Annotated in this window: 17 protein-coding genes; 5 read left to right on the top strand and 12 right to left on the bottom strand. The window is 65.0% G+C overall.

The features are described 5' to 3' along the window. The first annotated feature begins 167 nt into the window (after window positions 1-167). On the top strand, window positions 168-1,541 hold the full coding sequence (locus IPP90_01065) for a nucleotide sugar dehydrogenase (GenBank protein ID MBL0169303.1): 1,374 nt from the start codon (window positions 168-170) through the stop codon (window positions 1,539-1,541). On the opposite strand, the gene IPP90_01060 is transcribed toward IPP90_01065, so the two are convergent. Continuing rightward, a complete protein-coding gene (locus tag IPP90_01060) occupies window positions 1,538-2,812 on the bottom strand; it encodes a VWA domain-containing protein (protein MBL0169302.1) in 1,275 nt (424 codons plus the stop codon). The two genes, IPP90_01065 and IPP90_01060, sit on opposite strands and share 4 nt — an antisense overlap. A gap of 51 nt (window positions 2,813-2,863) precedes the next feature. Here IPP90_01060 and IPP90_01055 point away from each other — a divergent pair, with 51 nt between their 5' ends. Beyond that, complete coding sequence (locus tag IPP90_01055) at window positions 2,864-4,114, top strand: MFS transporter (protein MBL0169301.1); 1,251 nt, start codon at window positions 2,864-2,866, stop codon at window positions 4,112-4,114. Between the two features lie 13 nt (window positions 4,115-4,127). On the opposite strand, the gene IPP90_01050 is transcribed toward IPP90_01055, so the two are convergent. The 3 genes from IPP90_01050 to IPP90_01040 all read right to left on the bottom strand — a co-directional run bounded on the left by IPP90_01050 (window position 4,128) and on the right by IPP90_01040 (window position 6,754). Beyond that, window positions 4,128-5,609, bottom strand: coding sequence for a magnesium chelatase (locus IPP90_01050; GenBank protein ID MBL0169300.1), 1,482 nt, complete (start codon window positions 5,607-5,609; stop codon window positions 4,128-4,130). 29 nt (window positions 5,610-5,638) lie between these two features. Further along, window positions 5,639-6,028: a hypothetical protein gene (locus tag IPP90_01045; protein MBL0169299.1), complete on the bottom strand. Its 390-nt coding sequence runs from the start codon at window positions 6,026-6,028 to the stop codon at window positions 5,639-5,641. A gap of 186 nt (window positions 6,029-6,214) precedes the next feature. Beyond that, on the bottom strand, window positions 6,215-6,754 hold the full coding sequence (locus IPP90_01040; GenBank protein MBL0169298.1) for a glycosyltransferase: 540 nt from the start codon (window positions 6,752-6,754) through the stop codon (window positions 6,215-6,217). 295 nt (window positions 6,755-7,049) lie between these two features. Here IPP90_01040 and IPP90_01035 point away from each other — a divergent pair, with 295 nt between their 5' ends. Beyond that, window positions 7,050-7,238 (top strand): hypothetical protein, encoded by a 189-nt coding sequence (locus tag IPP90_01035; GenBank protein ID MBL0169297.1) that lies wholly within the window; start codon window positions 7,050-7,052, stop codon window positions 7,236-7,238. Window positions 7,239-7,326: 88 nt separating this feature from the next. Here the strand turns inward: IPP90_01035 and IPP90_01030 are convergent, their stop codons facing one another. The 8 genes from IPP90_01030 to IPP90_00995 form a co-directional block, all read right to left on the bottom strand. Continuing rightward, window positions 7,327-8,271: a folate-binding protein YgfZ gene (locus tag IPP90_01030; GenBank protein ID MBL0169296.1), complete on the bottom strand. Its 945-nt coding sequence runs from the start codon at window positions 8,269-8,271 to the stop codon at window positions 7,327-7,329. 104 nt (window positions 8,272-8,375) lie between these two features. Next, window positions 8,376-9,002 carry a hypothetical protein gene (locus IPP90_01025; protein MBL0169295.1) on the bottom strand — a complete coding sequence of 209 codons (627 nt, stop codon included), beginning with the start codon at window positions 9,000-9,002 and terminating at the stop codon, window positions 8,376-8,378. Then, window positions 8,983-10,305, bottom strand: coding sequence for a 4Fe-4S dicluster domain-containing protein (locus tag IPP90_01020; GenBank protein MBL0169294.1), 1,323 nt, complete (start codon window positions 10,303-10,305; stop codon window positions 8,983-8,985). The genes IPP90_01025 and IPP90_01020 overlap by 20 nt, the downstream gene beginning before the upstream one ends. Beyond that, window positions 10,302-11,510, bottom strand: a complete 1,209-nt coding sequence (locus IPP90_01015) for an FAD-binding protein (GenBank protein ID MBL0169293.1) — start codon at window positions 11,508-11,510, stop codon at window positions 10,302-10,304. The genes IPP90_01020 and IPP90_01015 overlap by 4 nt, the downstream gene beginning before the upstream one ends. An 11-nt stretch (window positions 11,511-11,521) precedes the next feature. Then, a complete protein-coding gene (locus IPP90_01010) occupies window positions 11,522-12,934 on the bottom strand; it encodes an FAD-binding protein (GenBank protein ID MBL0169292.1) in 1,413 nt (470 codons plus the stop codon). Window positions 12,935-13,082: 148 nt separating this feature from the next. After that, on the bottom strand, window positions 13,083-13,994 hold the full coding sequence (locus IPP90_01005; protein MBL0169291.1) for an RNA polymerase sigma factor RpoD/SigA: 912 nt from the start codon (window positions 13,992-13,994) through the stop codon (window positions 13,083-13,085). A 201-nt stretch (window positions 13,995-14,195) separates the two neighbouring features. Further along, entirely contained in the window at window positions 14,196-15,290 is a 1,095-nt protein-coding gene (aroB, locus tag IPP90_01000) for a 3-dehydroquinate synthase (protein ID MBL0169290.1), read from the bottom strand. After that, window positions 15,290-15,835, bottom strand: a complete 546-nt coding sequence (locus IPP90_00995; GenBank protein MBL0169289.1) for a cob(I)yrinic acid a,c-diamide adenosyltransferase — start codon at window positions 15,833-15,835, stop codon at window positions 15,290-15,292. Before IPP90_00995 ends, aroB begins: the two co-directional genes overlap by 1 nt. 47 nt (window positions 15,836-15,882) lie before the next feature. Here IPP90_00995 and IPP90_00990 point away from each other — a divergent pair, with 47 nt between their 5' ends. After that, a complete protein-coding gene (locus tag IPP90_00990; protein ID MBL0169288.1) occupies window positions 15,883-16,917 on the top strand; it encodes an NAD(P)/FAD-dependent oxidoreductase in 1,035 nt (344 codons plus the stop codon). 92 nt (window positions 16,918-17,009) lie between these two features. After that, the gene (locus IPP90_00985; protein ID MBL0169287.1) at window positions 17,010-19,259 is read left to right on the top strand and encodes a BamA/TamA family outer membrane protein; all 2,250 of its coding nucleotides are present in this window, start codon (window positions 17,010-17,012) and stop codon (window positions 19,257-19,259) included. The last annotated feature ends 1 nt before the right edge of the window (window position 19,260 follow it).

Below are 19,260 nucleotides of genomic sequence, written 5' to 3'. Positions count from 1 at the left end.
GCCGGTTCCCGGCGAGTCCGTGAATCCGCTCCGGGAGCCCCTGGAACGCGTTGCGGACGCGTCGGTTCGTCGTATTGCAGGTAGCGTGCGAGGTCCGCGCGAATGCGGCCGGGCCCATCCGGTCTCGAGTGCGCCGCCAAACACCCGTTCTTCTGTACAGTGAAATCATGACAATCGCGAAAGACACCGTCGGGGCGCAGTTGCTGGCCAAAATCCATGATCGCTCCGCCGTCATCGGCGTGGTCGGACTGGGCTATGTCGGACTGCCGTTGGCGATGGAGTTCGCGCGGGCAGGCTTCCGCGTGATCGGCTACGACGTCAGTCAGCGCGTGGTCGACCTGCTCATGGCCGGGCAGTCGCACATCCAGGACGTGCCCGGCAGTGACGTGCAGTCGGCGGTGAGCGCGGGACTGTTCGTGGCCACGAATGTCGAGGCCCGACTCAAGGAGTGCGACGCGATCTCCATTGCCGTGCCCACGCCGCTGTCCAAGACCCGCGATCCGGATATGACGTTTGTGCTGTCGGCTGCCGACGCGGTCGCCCGGCAGGCGCATCCGGGCATGTGCGTGGTGCTGGAGAGCACCACGTATCCCGGCACCACGCGCGAACTGCTGCAGCCGCGGCTGGAGGCGATGGGGCTGGTAGTGGGTCAGGATGTGTTCGTGGCGTTCAGCCCCGAGCGGGTCGATCCGGGCAACGCCGTCTACCACACCAAGAACACGCCCAAGGTGGTGGGCGGCATTACGCCGGCCTGTGTCGAGGTGGCCAGTGCGCTCTACGCGAGTTGCATCGACACCATCGTGCCGGTGACGTCGCCGGAAGCGGCCGAGTTGGTGAAGCTGCTGGAGAACACGTTTCGCGCGGTGAACATCGGGCTGGTGAACGAGATCGCGATTGTCTGTGACAAACTGGGCGTGGACGTCTGGGAAGTGATCAACGCGGCGGCCACCAAGCCATTCGGGTTCATGAAGTTCACGCCGGGGCCCGGCATCGGCGGGCACTGCATTCCACTCGATCCGCACTATCTGGCGTGGAAGATGCGCACGCTGAACTACAAGACGCGCTTCATCGACCTGGCCAGCGAGATCAACTCGCAGATGCCCGAGTGGGTGGTGCAGAAGGTGGCCGACGCGCTGAACGATCTGCGCAAGGCGGCGCGGGGCAGCCGCGTGCTGGTGCTGGGCGTGGCGTACAAGCCTGATATTGACGATGTGCGCGAGAGTCCGGCCCTCGATGTCATTCGACTGCTCGAGGAGCGCGGCGCGCACGTGGAATTCCACGATCCGTTCGTGCATGAGTTCCGCGAGGATGGCCATATGCGCAAGAGCGTCGAGCTGTCCGACGAAATGCTCCGCTGGGCCGACGCGGTGGTCATCGTCACCGATCACAAGGCGGTGGACTACCAGCGGGTGGTGGACCATGCCACGCTGGTCGTCGATACCCGAAACGTGACGGCCAAGCTCCGCGCCGGTCAGGCCAGAGTACTGGGTCTGGCGTCGGTTCCGCGCGGCAGCATGGAGCGACGCAAGATTCCGGGCTAACTGACGCGCTTGGTCTTCTTGCGCAGAAAGTCCATCAGCACGAACTGGCCCAGGCTCATCGTGTTGGTGAAGTAGGCCTTGCCGCGACTGATCTCGCTCACGCGTTTCACGAACTCGATCAGCGCCCGGTCGCGCGCCAGCATGAACGTATTAATCATGATGCCGCTCTTCCGGCATGCGGCCACCTCGCGCAGGGTCTCGGCGATCACATAGCCGTCGAGGCCCATCGAGTTCTTGTAGATCTGACCGTCCGGCATGGTCAAGGCGGACGGCTTGCCGTCGGTGATCATGATGATCTGGCGCATGTCCTTCTTCTGACCCATCAGGATGCGTCGCGCCAGCTTGAGCCCCTCGGCGGTGTTCGTGTGATAGGGACCCACCTGCGCCTTCGCCAGCGTGGCAATGGGGATCTCTTCGGCAGAGTCGTGGAAGAGCACGACCCGTATGGTGTCGCCGGGAAATTGGGTCCGGATCAGATGCGTCAGCGCCAGCGCGACCTTTTTTGCCGGTGTGAAGCGATCCTCCCCGTAGAGGATCATGGAATGCGAGGTGTCCAGCAACAGCACGGTGGCGCAGCTGGACCGGTACTCCGATTGGCGAACCATCAGGTCACCGTAGTCCAGGTCAATGGGCACCTCGAGTGAGCCTGTGCGCGCCAGTGCGTTGGCCAGAGTCCCGGCCACGTCGAGATTGAGCACGTCGCCGAATTCATACGGCTTGCTCCAGGCGTCGGACTCCACGCCTGTCGACAATTGCGGCGTGTCGTGGCTGCCGATGCTCGACTTGCCCAACGAGCCCAGCAGATGGCGGAGGGTCTTGTAGCCCAGGAAGTCGATCCCGCGATCGGTCAGGTTGAATTGCACATCGCGTGCGGCGGCCTGCTCCAGCGACCCCTTGCCGGTGGCCGGTTGATGCCCCACTGGCATGCGTGCGGGCGCATCAATTGTCAGCATGCCGTCTTCCACCAGCCGTTGCACCAGACTGTCGAGCAGCTCGGCGAGCTTCTCCTCCGACACCTCATTGCCGTCGCCCCGGAGCGCCTTGAGCATTTCGGGCGTGATCTGACCCGACTCGATCAGTGCCTGCAGAATCGCCGCCTTGAGCGCCTCCAGCGAACGATCGGCGTCCTCACCGGTGTCACCCCACGCGTCCTGACCACCGCCGGCAAACCCCGACTGGAGCAGGAAGTCGGCCAGTTGGTCGAGGAGCGCCTGCATGTCCACCGCATCGGCCATCTGCGGATTGAACTTCGTGTACGTGTGAAACCGCATGGCGCCGGGCTCTCCATTCGAGTTCTGACAGATATCTATCTTGTTATACGCATGACAGTCGCCGCGCGATCCCGCAATCCCTTCCGGGTGCTTGCCACTCACCGGAATTTCCGCCTCTTCTGGGTCGGACAGACGCTGTCGCTTGTCGGTTCGTGGATGCAGACGATGGCCCTTGGGTGGCTCTCCCTGCAGCTGTCCAATAGCGCGTTTGTGGTTGGCCTGGTGGCCAGCGTGGGGGCGATTCCCGTCGTGCTGTTCTCCATGCATGCCGGGGCGCTGGTTGACCGCGCGGATCGACTGAAGGTGGTCCGCATCACCCAGTCCGTGTTTCTGGTGCAGGCCGTGATTCTCTGGCTGCTCACCTGGACGGGCCATGCCACCATTGGTGTCCTGCTCGTGCTGGCGTTCGTGCAGGGGCTGGCGACGGCCATTGAGGTACCGGCGCGTCAGTCCATGATCATCCAGTTGGTGGGGCGCGGGGACTTGCAGCCGGCGATTGCGCTGAATTCCAGCGGCTTCAACCTGGCGCGCATCATCGGCCCGGCGGTGGGCGGACTGGTGATTCACCGCTTTGGAATTGCCTGGTGCTTCGGACTCAACGCGATGAGCTTCGTGGCCGTGCTCTGGGGACTGCTCCTGATCGACCTGCCGCGCGTCCCATCGGCGTTTGCGGGCACGCGACTCCGCGACGTGATTTCGGCGGCCACGCGTGATGCCAGGGCGGGACTCCGCCATCTCGACCAACCGGGGGTCGTTCGCGATCTGCTGGCCCTGGTAACGGTCGGCGCGATCTTTGGTGCACCGTTCATCACGCTCATGCCGGTGATTGCGCGTGATCGTCTGGGACTCGACGCCAGTGGCTACGGCGTGTTGCTGGCCTCCCTCGGCGTGGGCGGGCTGATCGGCGCACTGGCCATCGCCGGACCGGCCACGCACTGGCACCGGGGTCGCGTCACCCGCGTGACCGGACTGGTCTTTCCGGTGCTGGTGATCCTGTTGGCCTTCACGACCGACGTGCGCGTGGCGGAATGGCTGCTGTTCGCGATTGGCATCGTGATGATCATGTTCAATGCGCTGACCAACGGGATTCTGCAGCTGCACGTGCCGGAGGAATTCCGCGGCCGACTGATGGCGTTCTATTCGCTGGTGTTCGTGGGACTGTCGCAGGCCATTGGAGCCTTCGCCATGGGCGCGGTGGCCCGGGCGATCGGTGTGGAGTGGGCGGTGGGCGCGTCCGCTGCTGTCACCTTGTGCTTCGCGCTCTGGACGTTTGCACGGTCCCCGGAGTTGGCGCGACTATAGAACCGAGCGTCGGCTAATAGTCCAGCTGGCCGCCTTTTCGCCTGGTTTCACGCTCGGCGCGCCCATAGGTACCCGTATCGCTGCGGGAAATCTTGCGCCGCGCCACCAACGCCTCGAGCACCAGTTCGCACGCCACCACGATCATCGCGTCATCGCCCTGCGTCGCGAGCCCCAACGCCGTCACCATGCTCACCAGACCGGGCACGGTATCGAAGCCCTGCTTGACCAGACGAAGCGGCACATCGTCAGCAACCTGAAGCGCGCGGCCGGCATCAAACCACATCACGATCTCGTCGGTATCGAGATCGCCCACGCGCTCACGCAGCGTTACGTCGCAGGCGCGACGAATGAGCTCGCGGGCAATGATGGCGCCGCCCACCAACTCGCCTTCGTATTCGAGCTCGATCTTCCCGGTGATCGCCGGCAGCGCACTGTAGACATCGACGATGCGCGGCACCGCTTCCAGGTCGCCCGCGACCAGCGCCCGTTGCTCGGCGTTGGATACCACGTTTTCGATCGTGGTGATCGGCAGCCGCTGTGATACACCCGATCGCCGATCGATGCGCTTGTCTTCGCGCGCCTCAAACGCCACCCGCTCGACAATCTCCTCGATGAGCGCCGGCAGGCGAATGGCCACGCCTCCGTCACGCTGCGTCCAGGCCTCTTGTTTCGTGATGGCGACGCCGAGTTCGACGCTGTCGGGATAGTGGGTGATGATTTCGCTGCCGATCCGGTCTTTCAGCGGCGTGATGATCTTGCCGCGCGCGGTGTAGTCTTCGGGGTTGGCGGTGAAGCAGAGCAGGACGTCGAGCGCGAGGCGAACGGGATAGCCTTTGATCTGGACATCCCCTTCCTGCATGATGTTGAACAGACCCACTTGCACTTTGCCGGCCAGATCCGGCAATTCGTTGAGGGCGAAGATGCCGCGATTGGCCCTCGGCAGCATGCCGTAGTGAATCGTCAATTCGTCACCGAGAATGTGACCGCCGCGCGCCGCCTTGATGGGATCCACGTCGCCGATGATATCAGCGATGGTCGCATCGGGTGTGGCAAGCTTCTCGACGTAGCGCGAGTCGCGCGAGACCCAGGCAATTGGCGTGTCTTCGCCATGTTCGGCGATAAGCTGACGCGCGTACTTGGAGATCGGACGGAAGGGGTCATCGTTGACCTCGCTGCCGGCAACCACCGGCATCTGTTCGTCCAGCAGTGTCACCAACGCGCGCAAAATGCGCGACTTGGCCTGGCCGCGCAGGCCCAGCAGAATGAAGTTGTGGCGGGCCAGCAAGGCGTTGACGATCTGCGGCATCACCGTGTCTTCGTAGCCGAGGACCCCACGGAACAGCGGCTCACGCTGTTTGAGGCGCGTGATCAGGTTGCGTCGGATTTCGTCCTTGACGCTGGCTGGGCGATTCGAGGCGTAAGCGGATCGGCGGAGTGCGCCGAGCGTTTCGGGGAGACGGGACACAGAACCTCTCGAGAGCGGCGAACGAACCAGTGGTAACGGATGAGCACCAAGGCGGTGAATCAAGTTCCCGGCAATTTCGTGGTCATGCCTTTGGCCGGCATCCAGACGTCCCAATCGGCGCGCAGTGCCCGGCTGATGGCACGCAGCGGCATGAAAATCAGTCGCCCGGCAAACCCCAGCGCTGCGAGCCGCGGGGCCATCCATCTTGGGGCGACAAGGGCGAGTCCCGTAACGACGATAGCAAGTGCCGCCACCACGACGGCCAGTTTCGCCACGGCAAGGGGACGCCAGCTCCACAGTGCGGAGACGTAGCAGGCGCCAGCCAGCATGAGCAACAACGGCGTAGCCGGCCGCATGAGCTTGTGCAGGATGAAGTCCAGCAGCATGGGGTTGCGCGATGGCCTGAGCACCTCTGGCGACGAGCGGACGAACTGCAGCATTCCGGTCATGGTCCTCAGCCGGCGCATATTCCTGATCCCGCGTGAATCGTCGCGGGTCCGTCACGCGTGCGGACTCAACAATGCCCACTCGTCCGCCTTGTGTCACGACGCCGTAGGTGCTCCACAAGTCATCGCAGATAAGACCGACAGGCATGGGCCGCCAGAAGCGTCGTCGCATGAGGTAGGCGCATCCGGTTACACAGATAATGCCCCGTGCTGGCTTTCCTGGCCTTGTCGGATCGTCAGCTCGCGCTGCCAATACCGATCCATGAACGCATCGCCCGAAGTCGCGGCGAGTGTCGCCGTCAGCGCTCCCCACGACGGCTCGTGCATTTCGCCGACCAATCGGGCAATCGTGTCGCGTTCGAAATATTGTGCGCTGTCAATGAAGAGCAGCAAGTCCGTCGTGCTCGCCTCGACGCCTGCATTGAGAGCCGCGGCCTTGCCGGGTGCGGATCCGGAGACCACTCTCGCTCGACCGTCGAACATCGCACAGATGTCCGCACTCCGGGAAGAAACGGAGTCGTCGAGCGAGATGATGACGTCGAGCAGTTCGAGCGGGTAGTCCGACGCGAGCAGATTTTCGATGCGTCGCGCGATTGCCGTATCGTCTTCGCGCGTCGCGAGAATGACGCTGATTCTCGCGCAGGGTGACGCGTCGCCGCCGGATCGCGCGACCCGTCGCCGGATGCCACGATGGACCATTGCTTGAGGATAAGCGATCCAGCCGACCACGAGCAGTCCAAGTGCGGCGGTCCCAATCGCGAGCAGAAAGATGATCAGCATCACCGGAAGGGTATCGGCTGGGGGTGGAGTCTCGCCACTCGGCTCCGCCAAGTCCGTCACCGCTTCAGGGCCGAACTTGTTATGGGGCCAGCGCTTGCCACATCAATGACTCCAAAAAACTCTTGACAGCGTGGCCCGGTTCGATAGATTCCCTTCGCTATATCCCCGTCGGCTTTCTGCCGGGGGGGCCGTGCGCTTTTTCTTAAGGCACGGCGCATCCTACGCCACTGCTCGGAGAAATACCATGAAGCGCATCGCCCTGTTCGCCGTTGCTGGACTCGTGTTCGCCGCCTGCGCTGCCAAGGAAGAGGCCCCCAAGGCTGATTCGGCCGCGATGGCCCCGGCCGCTGCTGCTCCGGCGCCCGCGATGGATTCGGCCGCCCCGATGGCCGCCCCGATGGACACCACCAAGAAGGACACGACCAAGCACTAGTCCTTGGTTCTCCGCTCGGGCTTCGGCCTGAACGGCAAACGGGGCGCGTTCTTCGGAACGCGCCCCGTTTTGCCGTCCGCACACCTCTCTACGCAAATGGCAGATCGGATACTCGGGCCACCACCGCGCCGCCCTCGGCGGCCACCGTAACCGGATCCCCGGCCAATACCTCCCGCCGGAGCATCGCCAGCGCAATTGCGCCGAACGTCGGAGACTGCGCGGTACTCCGCACGCTGCCGATTGCCTTGCCGCCGGCATCCGCAACCTCGTCCCCCGGGCGCATGGGGCCATCGGCGATCAATCCGCGCAGGCGCTTGTTCACATGACCGCGAAAGTGCACCCGCGCCACGGTCTCCTGACCGGTATAGCAGCCCTTGGAGAACGAGATCGCCCCCAACGTATCAAGGTTGGCTTCCTGCGGAATCGTATCCTCGTCCATATCGACCCCCATCTCCGGACGTCCGGCCTCGACTCGCAACACGTCCCAGACCGTGGCCGTCCCCATCGCCATCGGCGTGGACGCCAGACATTCGCACACCAGCGATTCCTGCGTGGCGTCTGCGAGCAGCAGGAATCCGCTCATGCCGCCCATCGGAGGGGCGGGGAATCGCTGCAGTGACTGATCGAACGTCATCCCCTCCATCGCTTCAAAGGCGCGCGCACCAACCACAATCCACGAGCGGTACCGATCCGATTCGTCGGAGACGGTGCACAGTCGCGGATTGACGTACTTGCGGGCAAGCGCCAGCCAGGCCGGTGCAACGGCCGGCATGGTCTGGATCAGGAACGACGTGGCGTCGTCGCGGACGATGAGCAAGTCGGCGATCATCTTGCCCTTGGGCGTCAGGGCGGCGGCGTAGAGACTGGATCCAACCGCGAGCATCGCGACATCGTTGGTGACCAAACCATTCAGCGCATCGACCGCCTTGGCGCCGCGAAACGCACTCCACACACCGGGAGAGGAAAACCAGACGGCCTGCGTGCGCAGCGCAGCGTACGCGGCGAGTTCAGAATTCGACAGCGCGATGTTCATCACGACAAGTTAGTATGGTGTCGCGGTGAGGGGTCAGCCGGCGAAGGGAGAACCCAGTCCTGCCCTCGCCGACTCACCCCTCTCACGCTCAGCGCTTCCGTTGCTCACCCCTCCGGCCCCTCATCGCTCCACCGCTCAGCGATAGTGCCATCGGAGACACGGCACAGGTGACCGGAACCGGCTGCAAGCAGACGCGACACCACGGCGGTCTGCCGGCGAGACACGCCGAGGCCGTGCAGGCGACGCGCGATGGCGGCGTTCGAGTTCTCGAGACTCGACACACCAATCGTGCGCGGCAGGTCGTCGGAACAGCGTATCATCGTGAACGCGAACTCCATCTCGGCCAGTTGGATCACGCGGTCGACATCGCGCCGTATGGAGTCTGCGCGGAGCACCAGTCGCGTGCCCGCCGACCGTTGCCCTTCGAGCCATTCACGCACCTGCGGTACGAGTGAAACACCCTGCGCCAGGCGTTGGGACACGGCCCGTTGCGCGCGCAGCGCAACCAGGTCGACAAGGGTGCAATCACCCGACTGCACCAGGAACTCTGACGCTTCCCACAGTGAACGGCCCGGCAGCGCATCGCGCACGGCGTCGGGCGCAACCTGGAGGTGCTCGGTGTACAGTGACGCGATCAGTGCGTCGGCGCGCACGTCCCGCGTGTCGAACAGCAGCCCGTCAAACGCGACGATCAGCGCCAGCCCATCAGGATCACGTCGCTGGGCCGCCATAGCTCGCATCCAGCAGTTCCACCGGGTGCACCGCGCGCGTGGCGGAGCCGCTGCGCAACAGTCCCGCACCGAGCTGCATCAGGCAGCCCGGATTGCCCGTGGCGAGGAACGCCGCCCGGGTGTCCGCGATGCGGGCCAGTTTCGGTGACAACACGGCGTTCGACGTGTCGGGCTCAATGAGATTGTAGATGCCGGCGCTGCCGCAACACTGATCGGCGTCTTCCAGGGGCACCAACTCGAGCCCGGGGATGGCCGCCAGCACGGCCAGCGGTTGGCGCACGATCCGCTGCGCATGCATCTGATGACACGGCGGGTCGTGGGTGACGCGCAGCGCCATCGGCGCACCATGGCGCGGCCCAACGTCGGCCAGCAGTTCACTCACGTCTCTGGCTCGCGCGGCCACGGCGAGTGCTCGCGTCGCCCACGCGGGGTCGTCGTGCAACAGATGACCGTACTGCTTGACCATCGCCCCACAGCCCGCCGAGTTGATGGCGATGACGCTGGTTCCGGCGGCTTCAAACGCCATGATATTGCGACGGGCGAGTTCGCGCGCACCGGACAGATCACCGGCGTGCGCGTGCAGGGCGCCGCAGCAGTGCTGATGCGGCGTGTCGATCACGGCGTACCCGTTGGCCGTGAGCACTCGGCCGGTTGCCGCATTCACGTGACCAAACAGGCCGTGCATGACGCAGCCGGTGAGCGTGGTGACGGTGCTTGGAGACGGGAGACTGGAGACGGGAGACGGGAGACGGGAGACGGGAGACGGGAGACTTCCGACGGGGGAGGGGAGTCGCACCGGCGTTGTTGACGCCAGCATCGCCATGGGGAAGGCGAGACGATCGGGCAGCATGCCGGCCAACAGGCGCGGGAGCCCGGTGTGGCGCACGAAGCGCGCGACGGCCAATCCGACATGCAACAACGTCGTGCGCTTGAACACCGCCAGCACCAATCGCGCCACCATCGGGATGCCGCGCACCGGTGCCATCGTGGCGCGTGTCGCTTCCAGCAGATCGCCATATGGCACGCCCGACGGACACGCCGTTTCGCACGCACGACATCCCAGACACCGATCGAGATGTCGCCCAACATCCGCGTCGTCCAGCGGCACATCGCCCTCGAGCAGACGGCGCATGAGCACCAGTCGACCGCGCGGGCTGTCATTCTCGTCTTCCAGATTCACGTACGTCGGACAGGCCTGCAGACAGAAGCCGCAATGGACGCAGGCATCGAGACCGGCGGCGGCCTGCGCCAATGGTGTGCCGGGTATCGCGCACGGCGGGGTGGCGCCCGCAAGCACGCTCATGGCGCACTCACGCCGTACGCCGGCGCATCACGGGTCTCACCGAGTATGCCACGGTTGAAAATCGCCGACGCATCAAACACCTGTCGCAATCGCCGGGAGATCCGGTCGTCCACCGCGGAAGGCACCGATGGCCAGGCATCCCGCGGCAACCGCTCCGCAATGGCGTGCTCCGGCAGCGTAAACGGCGTTGCTGGTGTGCTGCGCAGTTGGCACGACAGGCGTACCGCGCCACGGAGCGGCTCGATCAGTGTGTGCCGTGGCCCGATGCCGTTGGCGGAACTCCACGCGTCGATGTGATGCCAGGTGCGGGCCGATTGGAGTGGCGCGTCGGTCACTCGCATGGTGGTATCAGCAATGTCCATCGCGCGAATGGTACGCCAGACCGACCCGTCCACGATGGCAACGGCACCAAGCGTGGCAAGGGCACGGCGCACGGCATCCACGCGCGTCCGATTGCCCGTGGCGCGAGCCAGCAGCACCAGCGGGGCCACCGGCAGGTCGTGCGACGCGCGAATGGTGTCCGGCAGGTCGTGCGCCAGCACCACCAGCGATGCCAGCGACGTGGTGGTCGCCAACAGCGGGGCCTCATTGAGGCGGGCGAACAGCGGCGTCAGTGCCGCTTTCTGGTTGTCGATCGCCATGGGAACATGCACGCCGATGGCGAAGGTCTCATCGACCACGGGCCGCGCATGCAGTCGCAGACTCACCTGGGTAATGACACCGAGCGTGCCCCATGCACCCGTCGCCATCCGCACGAGATCAAAACCAGCCACGTTCTTGACCACTTGGCCACCGGCGCGCACGGCGGTGCCGTCGCCGGTGATGAACGAAAGGCCCAGAATGAGATCGCGGGTGCGACCGTATCCGAGGGCGAGCGGGCCGTGTGACGCCGTGGCGATGGTCGCGCCAATGGTCCCGTGATCGATTCCGGCCGGTGACGCATAAGGCTCAAGCGCCAACCATTGCTGGTGCTCCGCCGTGACCTGCGCCAACTCCCGCAGGGTGGTGCCGGCGTGCGCCGTGATGACGAGATCACCGGGGACATATTCGATGATGCCGGTGAGATCGCCCGTGTTGATGGATTGGGGTGCGTCAACCGGCCGTCCGGCCGACAGCCACGTCCCGGCACCGCGAATGCGCAGCGTCGTCGCCGACGCATGGGCGTCGGCGATGGTGGATTGCAGCGCGCTCAGGGCGGTGGACATCGAGCGGCCGGTCACCCTGTCGACACGGGCGTGCCGCGATGCCATTCCCGGCAACTTTTCACCGGGACCACCTTCCCGGGATTCGCGCGTCGCTCCGGATCAAAACTTTCGCGCACGGCGCACATCATCGCCAGGGAATCGTCATCGAACAGCTTGGGCATGTAGTCCAACTTGTCCAGGCCCACGCCGTGCTCCCCGGTGATGGTGCCGCCGGCATCGATGCAGGCCTGCATGATCTCGGTCATCGCCGCGTGAACCCGTTCGGACGCACCGGGCTCGTTGGGGTCGTACGGAATGTTCGGATGCAAATTGCCGTCGCCTGCATGAAAGACGTTGCAGACGTTCACCCGGTGTCGCGCACCGATGCCGGCGATGATGTCGAGGATTGCAGGGAGCTTGGTGCGAGGGACGACGGCGTCCTGCACCACCAGCGCCGGCGCAATGCGTCCCATGGCCCCGAACGCCTTCTTGCGCCCTTGCCAGAGCTTCATGCGCTGTTCGTCGGTGGCCGCGACGCGCACGTCGCGCGCACCGTGCGCGCGACAGCACTGGGTGATCGTGTCCACATCCTCCTGCAAACCCTGCTCCAGCCCGTCGACTTCACACAGCAGAATCGCCGCCGCGTCCACGGGATATCCGGCGGCGTAGATCGACGCCTCGATGGCCCGAATGGTCGCATTGTCCATCATCTCGAGCGCCGCCGGGATGATTCCGGTGGCGACGATGCTCGTGACCGCGCTGGCCGCGTCATGCACGCTGTCGAAGTCGGCGAGCAGGGTGCGCACGGTTTGCGGTATCGGCACCAATCGCACCCAGATGTCGGTGGCCACGCCAAAGCAGCCCTCCGACCCGACGAAGAGGCCCAGCAGATCGTATCCGTCTGCCTCACCGTACGGATCGCCGAACCGGCGCACCTCGCCGTTGGGGAGGACCACCTCGAGCGCGACGACGTGGTTGAGCGTGACACCGTACTTCAGGCAATGCGGCCCGCCGGCATTCTCCGCCACATTGCCGCCGATCGTGCACACCGTCTGGCTGGATGGATCGGGCGCGTAGTGCAGGCCCAATGGGGCGACCGCGCGCGACAAGCGCGCGTTGACGACACCGGGTTCCACGTGCGCTACGCGATTGGGGCCGTCGACATTGATGATCGTCGTGAGCCGGTTGAGGCCGAGGAGCACGGTACCGTCGGCCAGCGCCCCACCCGAAAGCCCGGTGCCGGCACCACGCGGCACGAAGGTCACCCGCTCTGTGGCCAGCAGCCGGACGACGGCGATCAACTCCTCGCGCGTTCCGGGAAACACCGCAAGCTTCGGATGGGCGCGATAACCGGGAAGCGCGTCGGTGTCGAACGCCAACAGCTCGGCGGACCGCTCCTTGACCCAGCGGCTACCGACGATCGACGAAAGGCGCGAAGCGAGCACGGGGCGCGAGAGGGTACGGTGGGGTGTGGGCGTAATAGAAAACTATCGTGTTCGGCGCATCCTGCCCGGAAATGTTCGAGCGGGCATCCGCGTGTTGCAGATGCCCGCTCGAAATCAACATAGCAGTCCTGCAGGACCGAAAAACAGTTCAGTCGGTTCCCCAGAAGCCGGCCAGCGCGCGTCCATCCGGCGACTCGCGCAGCTTTTCAAACGCACGTTCACGAATCTGGCGGATCCGCTCCCGGGTGACACCCATAAGGGCGCCGATGCGCTCGAGGGTCATCGCTTCCGCTCCCTCATCAAGACCGTAATACAGGTACAGGATCTTGCGCTCGCGGGGCGTGAGGTATTTCCGGAATACACGATCGATGAACTCGCGCATCAATCGGAAATCGGTGCCGTCCTCGATGTCGGCATGGGTCTGGCCGGCAAAGCGTTCGCCCAGCGTGGAGGCTTCGCGATCCTGTCGATCGATCGGCGCGTCCAGTGAAACTTCGGTGCTGGTGATCTGACGCGCATTGCGGACCTGTTCGATCGGCTCCTGCAGAACCCGGGATATCTCCTCGTCAGTGGGCTCGCGGTTGAGCACCTGATTGAGGACCATCTCGGCCCGTGCCATGCGGATGAGCTGCGAATTCTGATTGAGCGGAATGCGCACACTGCGGGTCTGTTCAGCCAGCGCCTTGAGGACCGCCTGGCGAACCCACCACACGGCGTACGAGATGAACTTCACGCCCTGGTCGGGATCGAACTTCCGGACCGCCTTGAGCAGTCCTTCGTTGCCGATGGCAACGAGCTCCGACAGGTCGAGGCCGTGTCCTTGGTACTTCTTGACGTACGAGATGACAAACCGAAGGTTCGCCGTGACGAGGCGTTCAGCGGCCGCCTCGTCGCCTTTCTGTGCCAATCGTGCCAGACGGCGCTCTTCAGCGGCGTCGGTAATGAGAGGCAGTTTCTGAATGTCGTGGAGGTACTGGTCGAACGCGGTAGAAGGGGAGGATCGAAAGAATCCCTTGGATGTACGGGACTCCGAGCTTCGTACGGCGGCTGCTGACGGCATACACGCCCTCGCCGAATGTTACCGGTGGGATGGCCCCGGACGGGCCAGCCAGATAGGTGGGACCGCCACGATAATGGCCGGATACTGCGCGGTCAATGAAAACTTTGCGGCGAGCATAAATGTGATGCGAAAATCCGCGAAATCATTCAGTATTCGATCAGTGGCGCGATACTGATTGTATACTGCAATACCGAATGTGGCTTAACCGGATCGGAGAGCCTCAAGGACGACCTCGCTCGATATCGGAACGGCCCATCGACCCTCCGCCGACTCCATCTCGCCGATTCCGCGCGGGAGCGCGTACCGCACCGTGCCCGTGCGGGCCTTCTTGTCTCCCAGCGTCGCCGACAGCAGTGCGTCGGCCGAGAGGCCGACCGGAAGCGCCCACGGGAGGCCAGCGGTTTGTACGGCGTCCACGATCGCCGTGTGCAGGCCAGGCGACGCCAGTCCGATCGATTCGGCAATTCGCGCCTCCATGACCATGCCGATGGCCACCGCCTCGCCGTGGGCGATGCGGAAATGGAGTTCACGTTCTATCGCGTGCGCGATGGTGTGACCGAAGTTCAGAATCTGCCGAAGGCCGTCTTCTCGCGTGTCTTCGGCGACAACCGCCGCCTTGATGCGCACGCTGCCCGCGATGAGGTCGTCGAATCCCGGGACGTGCGGACCTTGTGCGGCGACGTCTGGCATCGCCTGCCGCACGGCATCGAAGTACGACGCGTCGGCGACCACGCCGTGCTTGATCATTTCCGCGAAACCGGCTCGCAGCTGTTCCGGGGGCAGCGACGCCAGCACATCGGGATCCATGATCACGGCGCTGGGATTGTGAAACGATCCCACGAGATTCTTGCCCAGTGGGGTATCGACGGCGGTCTTGCCGCCCACGGCGGCGTCGACCATCGCCAGCAACGTGGTCGGTACCTGCACCACGGGAATGCCGCGCATGAAGGTGGCCGCGACGAAGCCGGCGAGGTCACCAATCACGCCGCCGCCCAGCGCGATCACGGTGGTGTCACGACCGGCACCCCACTGCGCCAGCGCATCGGTCAGCTCGCCCCAACGCTGGCGGTTCTTCTCGCGCTCCCCGGCGGGAATCGTGAAAACCCGCGAGGCTCCGACCGGAAGCCGTTCCACCACGCGATGACTGTACAAATCGCCGACGGTATCGTCGGTGATCACCGCATAGCGATGCGCCAGAGCCGCCTTCTCAACGATGTCTCCAAGCGCCAACAGCGCGCCGGCGTGGCAGTAGACGGGGTAGTCGAGCGGCAGCGTCAGGGCCGGCGCGTGACCCACTACCAGGTGACCTCGCCGGCACCGGCGCGGCTGTTCGCCACGCGCGCGAGCATGAACAGCAGGTCGGACAGTCGATTGAGGTAGATGACGACCAGGGTCGGCAGCTCCGTGTCGTGCGCGAGGTGCACGACACGACGTTCAGCGCGTCGGCAGACGGTGCGCGCGACATGCAGGGCGGCGGCCTTGGGCGTGCCACCCGGAATGATGAAGCTGCGCAGCGGCTCCAGTTCCTGCTCGCACGCGTCGATCGCTCGCTCCAGTTCCTCGATGCGCTGATCATCGATGCGGGCCTTGCTGAGCTGCTCCCGCATCTTGTCGTGATCGGGCGTCGCCAGCAACGCGCCAATGGCAAACAGATCGCGTTGCACCGGCACCAGCACTTCGTCGATGCGCGGCATCATGTCGATCGAGCGTGCGAGGCCGAGGGCCGCATTGAGCTCGTCAACATCGCCGTAGGCTTCCACGCGCGGGTGGTCCTTGTCGACACGGCCACCGCCAAAGAGCGCCGTGCCCCCCTCATCGCCGGTTCGGGTATAGATCTTCATCCGGAGAAACTAACCACTCGCAACGCCGCGGTTAAATTGTTCCGCCTATGGCCACTCATGAGCTGAAGGACCTGACCATTCTCGGCGGCGGACCGACCGGGATCTTCGCCCTGTTCTACGCCGGCATGCGGGGCGCGTCCGCGCAAATCGTGGATGCGTTGCCCGAACTGGGCGGCCAACTCACGGCCCTCTATCCCGAGAAGTACATCTTCGACGTGGCCGGCTTCCCCAGGGTGCTGGCCAAGGACCTCGTACGGTCGCTGACCGAACAGGCCATGCAATTCCATCGCGACGCCGGGATTCCAGCGCATCTGGGACAGAGCGTGGTGGGTTTGGAGCAGGCCGACGATCACTTCGTGCTGGTGACGGAAACCGATCGCTTCCCGACCCGCGCCATTGTCCTGGCGGCCGGTATCGGGGCGTTTCGCCCCCGCCGATTGCCGCAGGCCTTCGCTGAGGCCTGGTACGGTCGCGGTGTGCAGGAGTTCGTGCAGGATCCCGCCAGCTATCAGGGGCAGCATGTGGTGATCATCGGCGGCGGTGACTCGGCGTTCGACTGGTGTGCGCAACTGCGAACCCGCGCCGCGTCGGTGACGCTGGTCCATCGCAGCGATCGCTTTCGCGCGCATGCGGCCACAGTGGCGGAGGTGGAGGCCGCGGCGGCGACCACGGACGGTCGCGTGTCGATCCACACGTTTCACGAGCTCGACGCCATTCTCGGCTCGGATCGGATGGACGGGATCCGGATCAAGGACATCAAGGCCAAGACCACGCGCGACATCCCGGCCGATGTGGTGCTCCCGATGCTGGGCTACGTGAGCAACATGGGCGCCTTGCTGGAATGGGGCCTGAATTTCGAGAAGGACGAGATCGTGGTGAACTACCAGATGGAGACCGGACGTCCCGGGATCTATGCCGCCGGTGACATCACCACGTATCCCGGAAAGCTGAAGCTGATCGCCACCGGATTCGGCGAGGCCACGGTGGCCGTCAATCAGGCGGTGCATTGGGTGTACCCGGAGAAGAAGGTGAACCCGGGGCATTCGTCGAACCTGGCGGTGTTCGGGCAGAAGGACGACTGAGGAGCGCAACGCGAATCACACGCCAGCGTTGACGGAGGGTGAGTGCAAGGAGACCTTTCCCTCTGCAACCACTGAAAAATTCTTCCCGTCGCGTGCGCGGAGTCACAGCTCTCGTCTACAGCATCCTCGCCATCGTCGCCGCGTCGGCCGCCACTCCCGTGGCCGCACAGGACCTGTCCTGTGAGCGTGGTGACCGCGAGGTGCGTGCGGTGCGTTTTCTGGGCAATCGGGAGTTCCCCGCAGCCACGCTTGCTGCGGCTGTGGTGACGCTTCCTTCGGCCTTCGCCGGGCTCCCCCTGGTGGGCGAGCGTCGGTGCCTTGATCCCGTCGAGTTTGCGCGCGACGTGCAGCGATTGACGACACTGTATCGCCGCCGCGGATTTCCCGACGTGAAGGTCGACACCCAGGTGGTCGCGCGGCGCCCGGGTGTGATCGATATCACCTTCGCGATCGTGGAAGGCGATCCGATGCGTGTGACCGCGTTCGCGCTGCGCGGTGCCGATGTGGACCCGGAGGTGCAGGCGGCGTCGCGCGATTTCCCGCTGCGGGTGGGTGGGGTCTTCGATCGCGGCGCCCTCGAAGCGGGTCGGGACACCCTGGTCCGCCGTCTGCGCAATCGCGGATGGCCGCAGGCCGAAGCGCTGTTGGCGTACACCACCAACGTGGCAGCGCACACCGCCGACGTTGAGGTCACGGTGGTGCCCGGGGTGCGGGCCCGGCTTGGCCGCATCGCGCTCATCGTGGACACTGCGGGCGTCGGTCCGCGCCGGATTGCCGACGCCACCATACGACGGACGATGGCCCTGCGCAGCGGCGACTGGTACTCCGCGCGCAACTTGATTGACGCGCAACGCAATCTGTACCAGACCGACGCATTCCAGCGCGTCGATCTGCAACCGGACAGCGCGCAGCCGGCGGGCGATTCCATCGTCAACGTCGTCGTGCGACTGGTGGAAGGTGATCGCTGGGCGGCGCGCGCCGGAACCGGATGGGCCACTCTGGATTGCTTTCGCATGCAAGGGTCGCTCACCGATCGCGATTTCCTGCCCTACGCACAGCGGCTGGAACTCACGGCCCGCGTGAGCAAGATCGGCATCGGAGCGCCGCTCGATGGCGCACCGGATCTCTGCCAGGGCCAGGCGCGTTCCGACTTGTATAGCCGGACGCTCAACTACTACACCGCGATGACGGTGCGCCAGCCGGTTCGCGCCAACCAGTCGCGCGTCCCGACGCTCACAATGTTCAGTTCCACGCTGTCGGAGTACAAGGCGTTCCTGCGCCGCACGCCGATCGGTGGCGCCGTGTCGCTGACCAATGCCCGGCAGTCGAGTATCTCCAGCACCCTTTCGTACCAGGTGGAACTCGGTCGCACGGAGGCGGAGCCGGCGTTCTTCTGCGCGGTGTTCAACGCCTGTGACTCCGATGCGCGCAACTTCCTGCAGCGCAATACTCGGCTGGCTGCGGTGGAGTACTCGCTGGTGCGCGAGCGCGCCAACGATCCATTGCGACCGACCGGGGGCAGTTCGCTGCGTTTCAGCGTGCGACACGCGTCCACGCTGATCGGATCAGATCGCACGCAGCAGTTCAATCGGGCCACCGGGGATGCCACCTGGTATCGCGCGATTGGCGCCGGAATGACACTGACGGCGCATCTGCGCGGCGGCCTGGTGTTCGGTGGCGGCACGTCGCCGTCGCTCAATGCGTTCATCCCGCCGCAAGAGCGCTTGTATGCCGGGGGACCCACCACCGTGCGGGGGTTCCGGCAGAATGAACTGGGCCCCGCGGTGTACATCGTGGACGGGTATCGCGCGGTGGCCGAGAACGGCGAGGTGTTTTACCGGGCCGATAGCGGCAGCAAGAACGAGCGGGTCGTCCCGACGGGCGGTAACACGCTGGCGGTTGCCAATCTGGAATTGCAGGTGCCGAGTCCGGTGATCCCCCGCGTGCTGCAATGGGCGGTGTTTGCGGATGGCGGTCGGTTGTGGAACCGCGGCTCGGGCGGCACGACGCGTTCGCTGGCGGATGACGGTCCCTCGGTGAAAGTCACGCCAGGCATGGGTGTGCGCATCGTCTCACCGTTCGGCACCATTCGCGTGGATCTCGGATACAACCCGTACCGTCTGCCGTCGGGCGCGGCCTACTACAATGCGCCCCTGCAAGGGGGCATCGCGCCGTTGTACTGCGTGAGCCCGGGGAACACGCTGAGGGTGCGTCCCGGCACCACCGAGAACGCACCGCCGACGCAGGAGACGGGCAACTGCCCATCGAGCTTTCGCCCCGAGCGCGGACGGGGGTTTCTGCGCCGGCTGAATCCCAGCATCTGGATCGGTCAGGCCTTCTGAT

It is taken from the genome of Gemmatimonadaceae bacterium (assembly GCA_016720905.1).
GTDB lineage: Bacteria > Gemmatimonadota > Gemmatimonadetes > Gemmatimonadales > Gemmatimonadaceae > Gemmatimonas.
The sequence above is the reverse complement of the archived record's forward strand: the minus strand, read 5'-3'. Positions and strand labels throughout refer to the sequence as shown.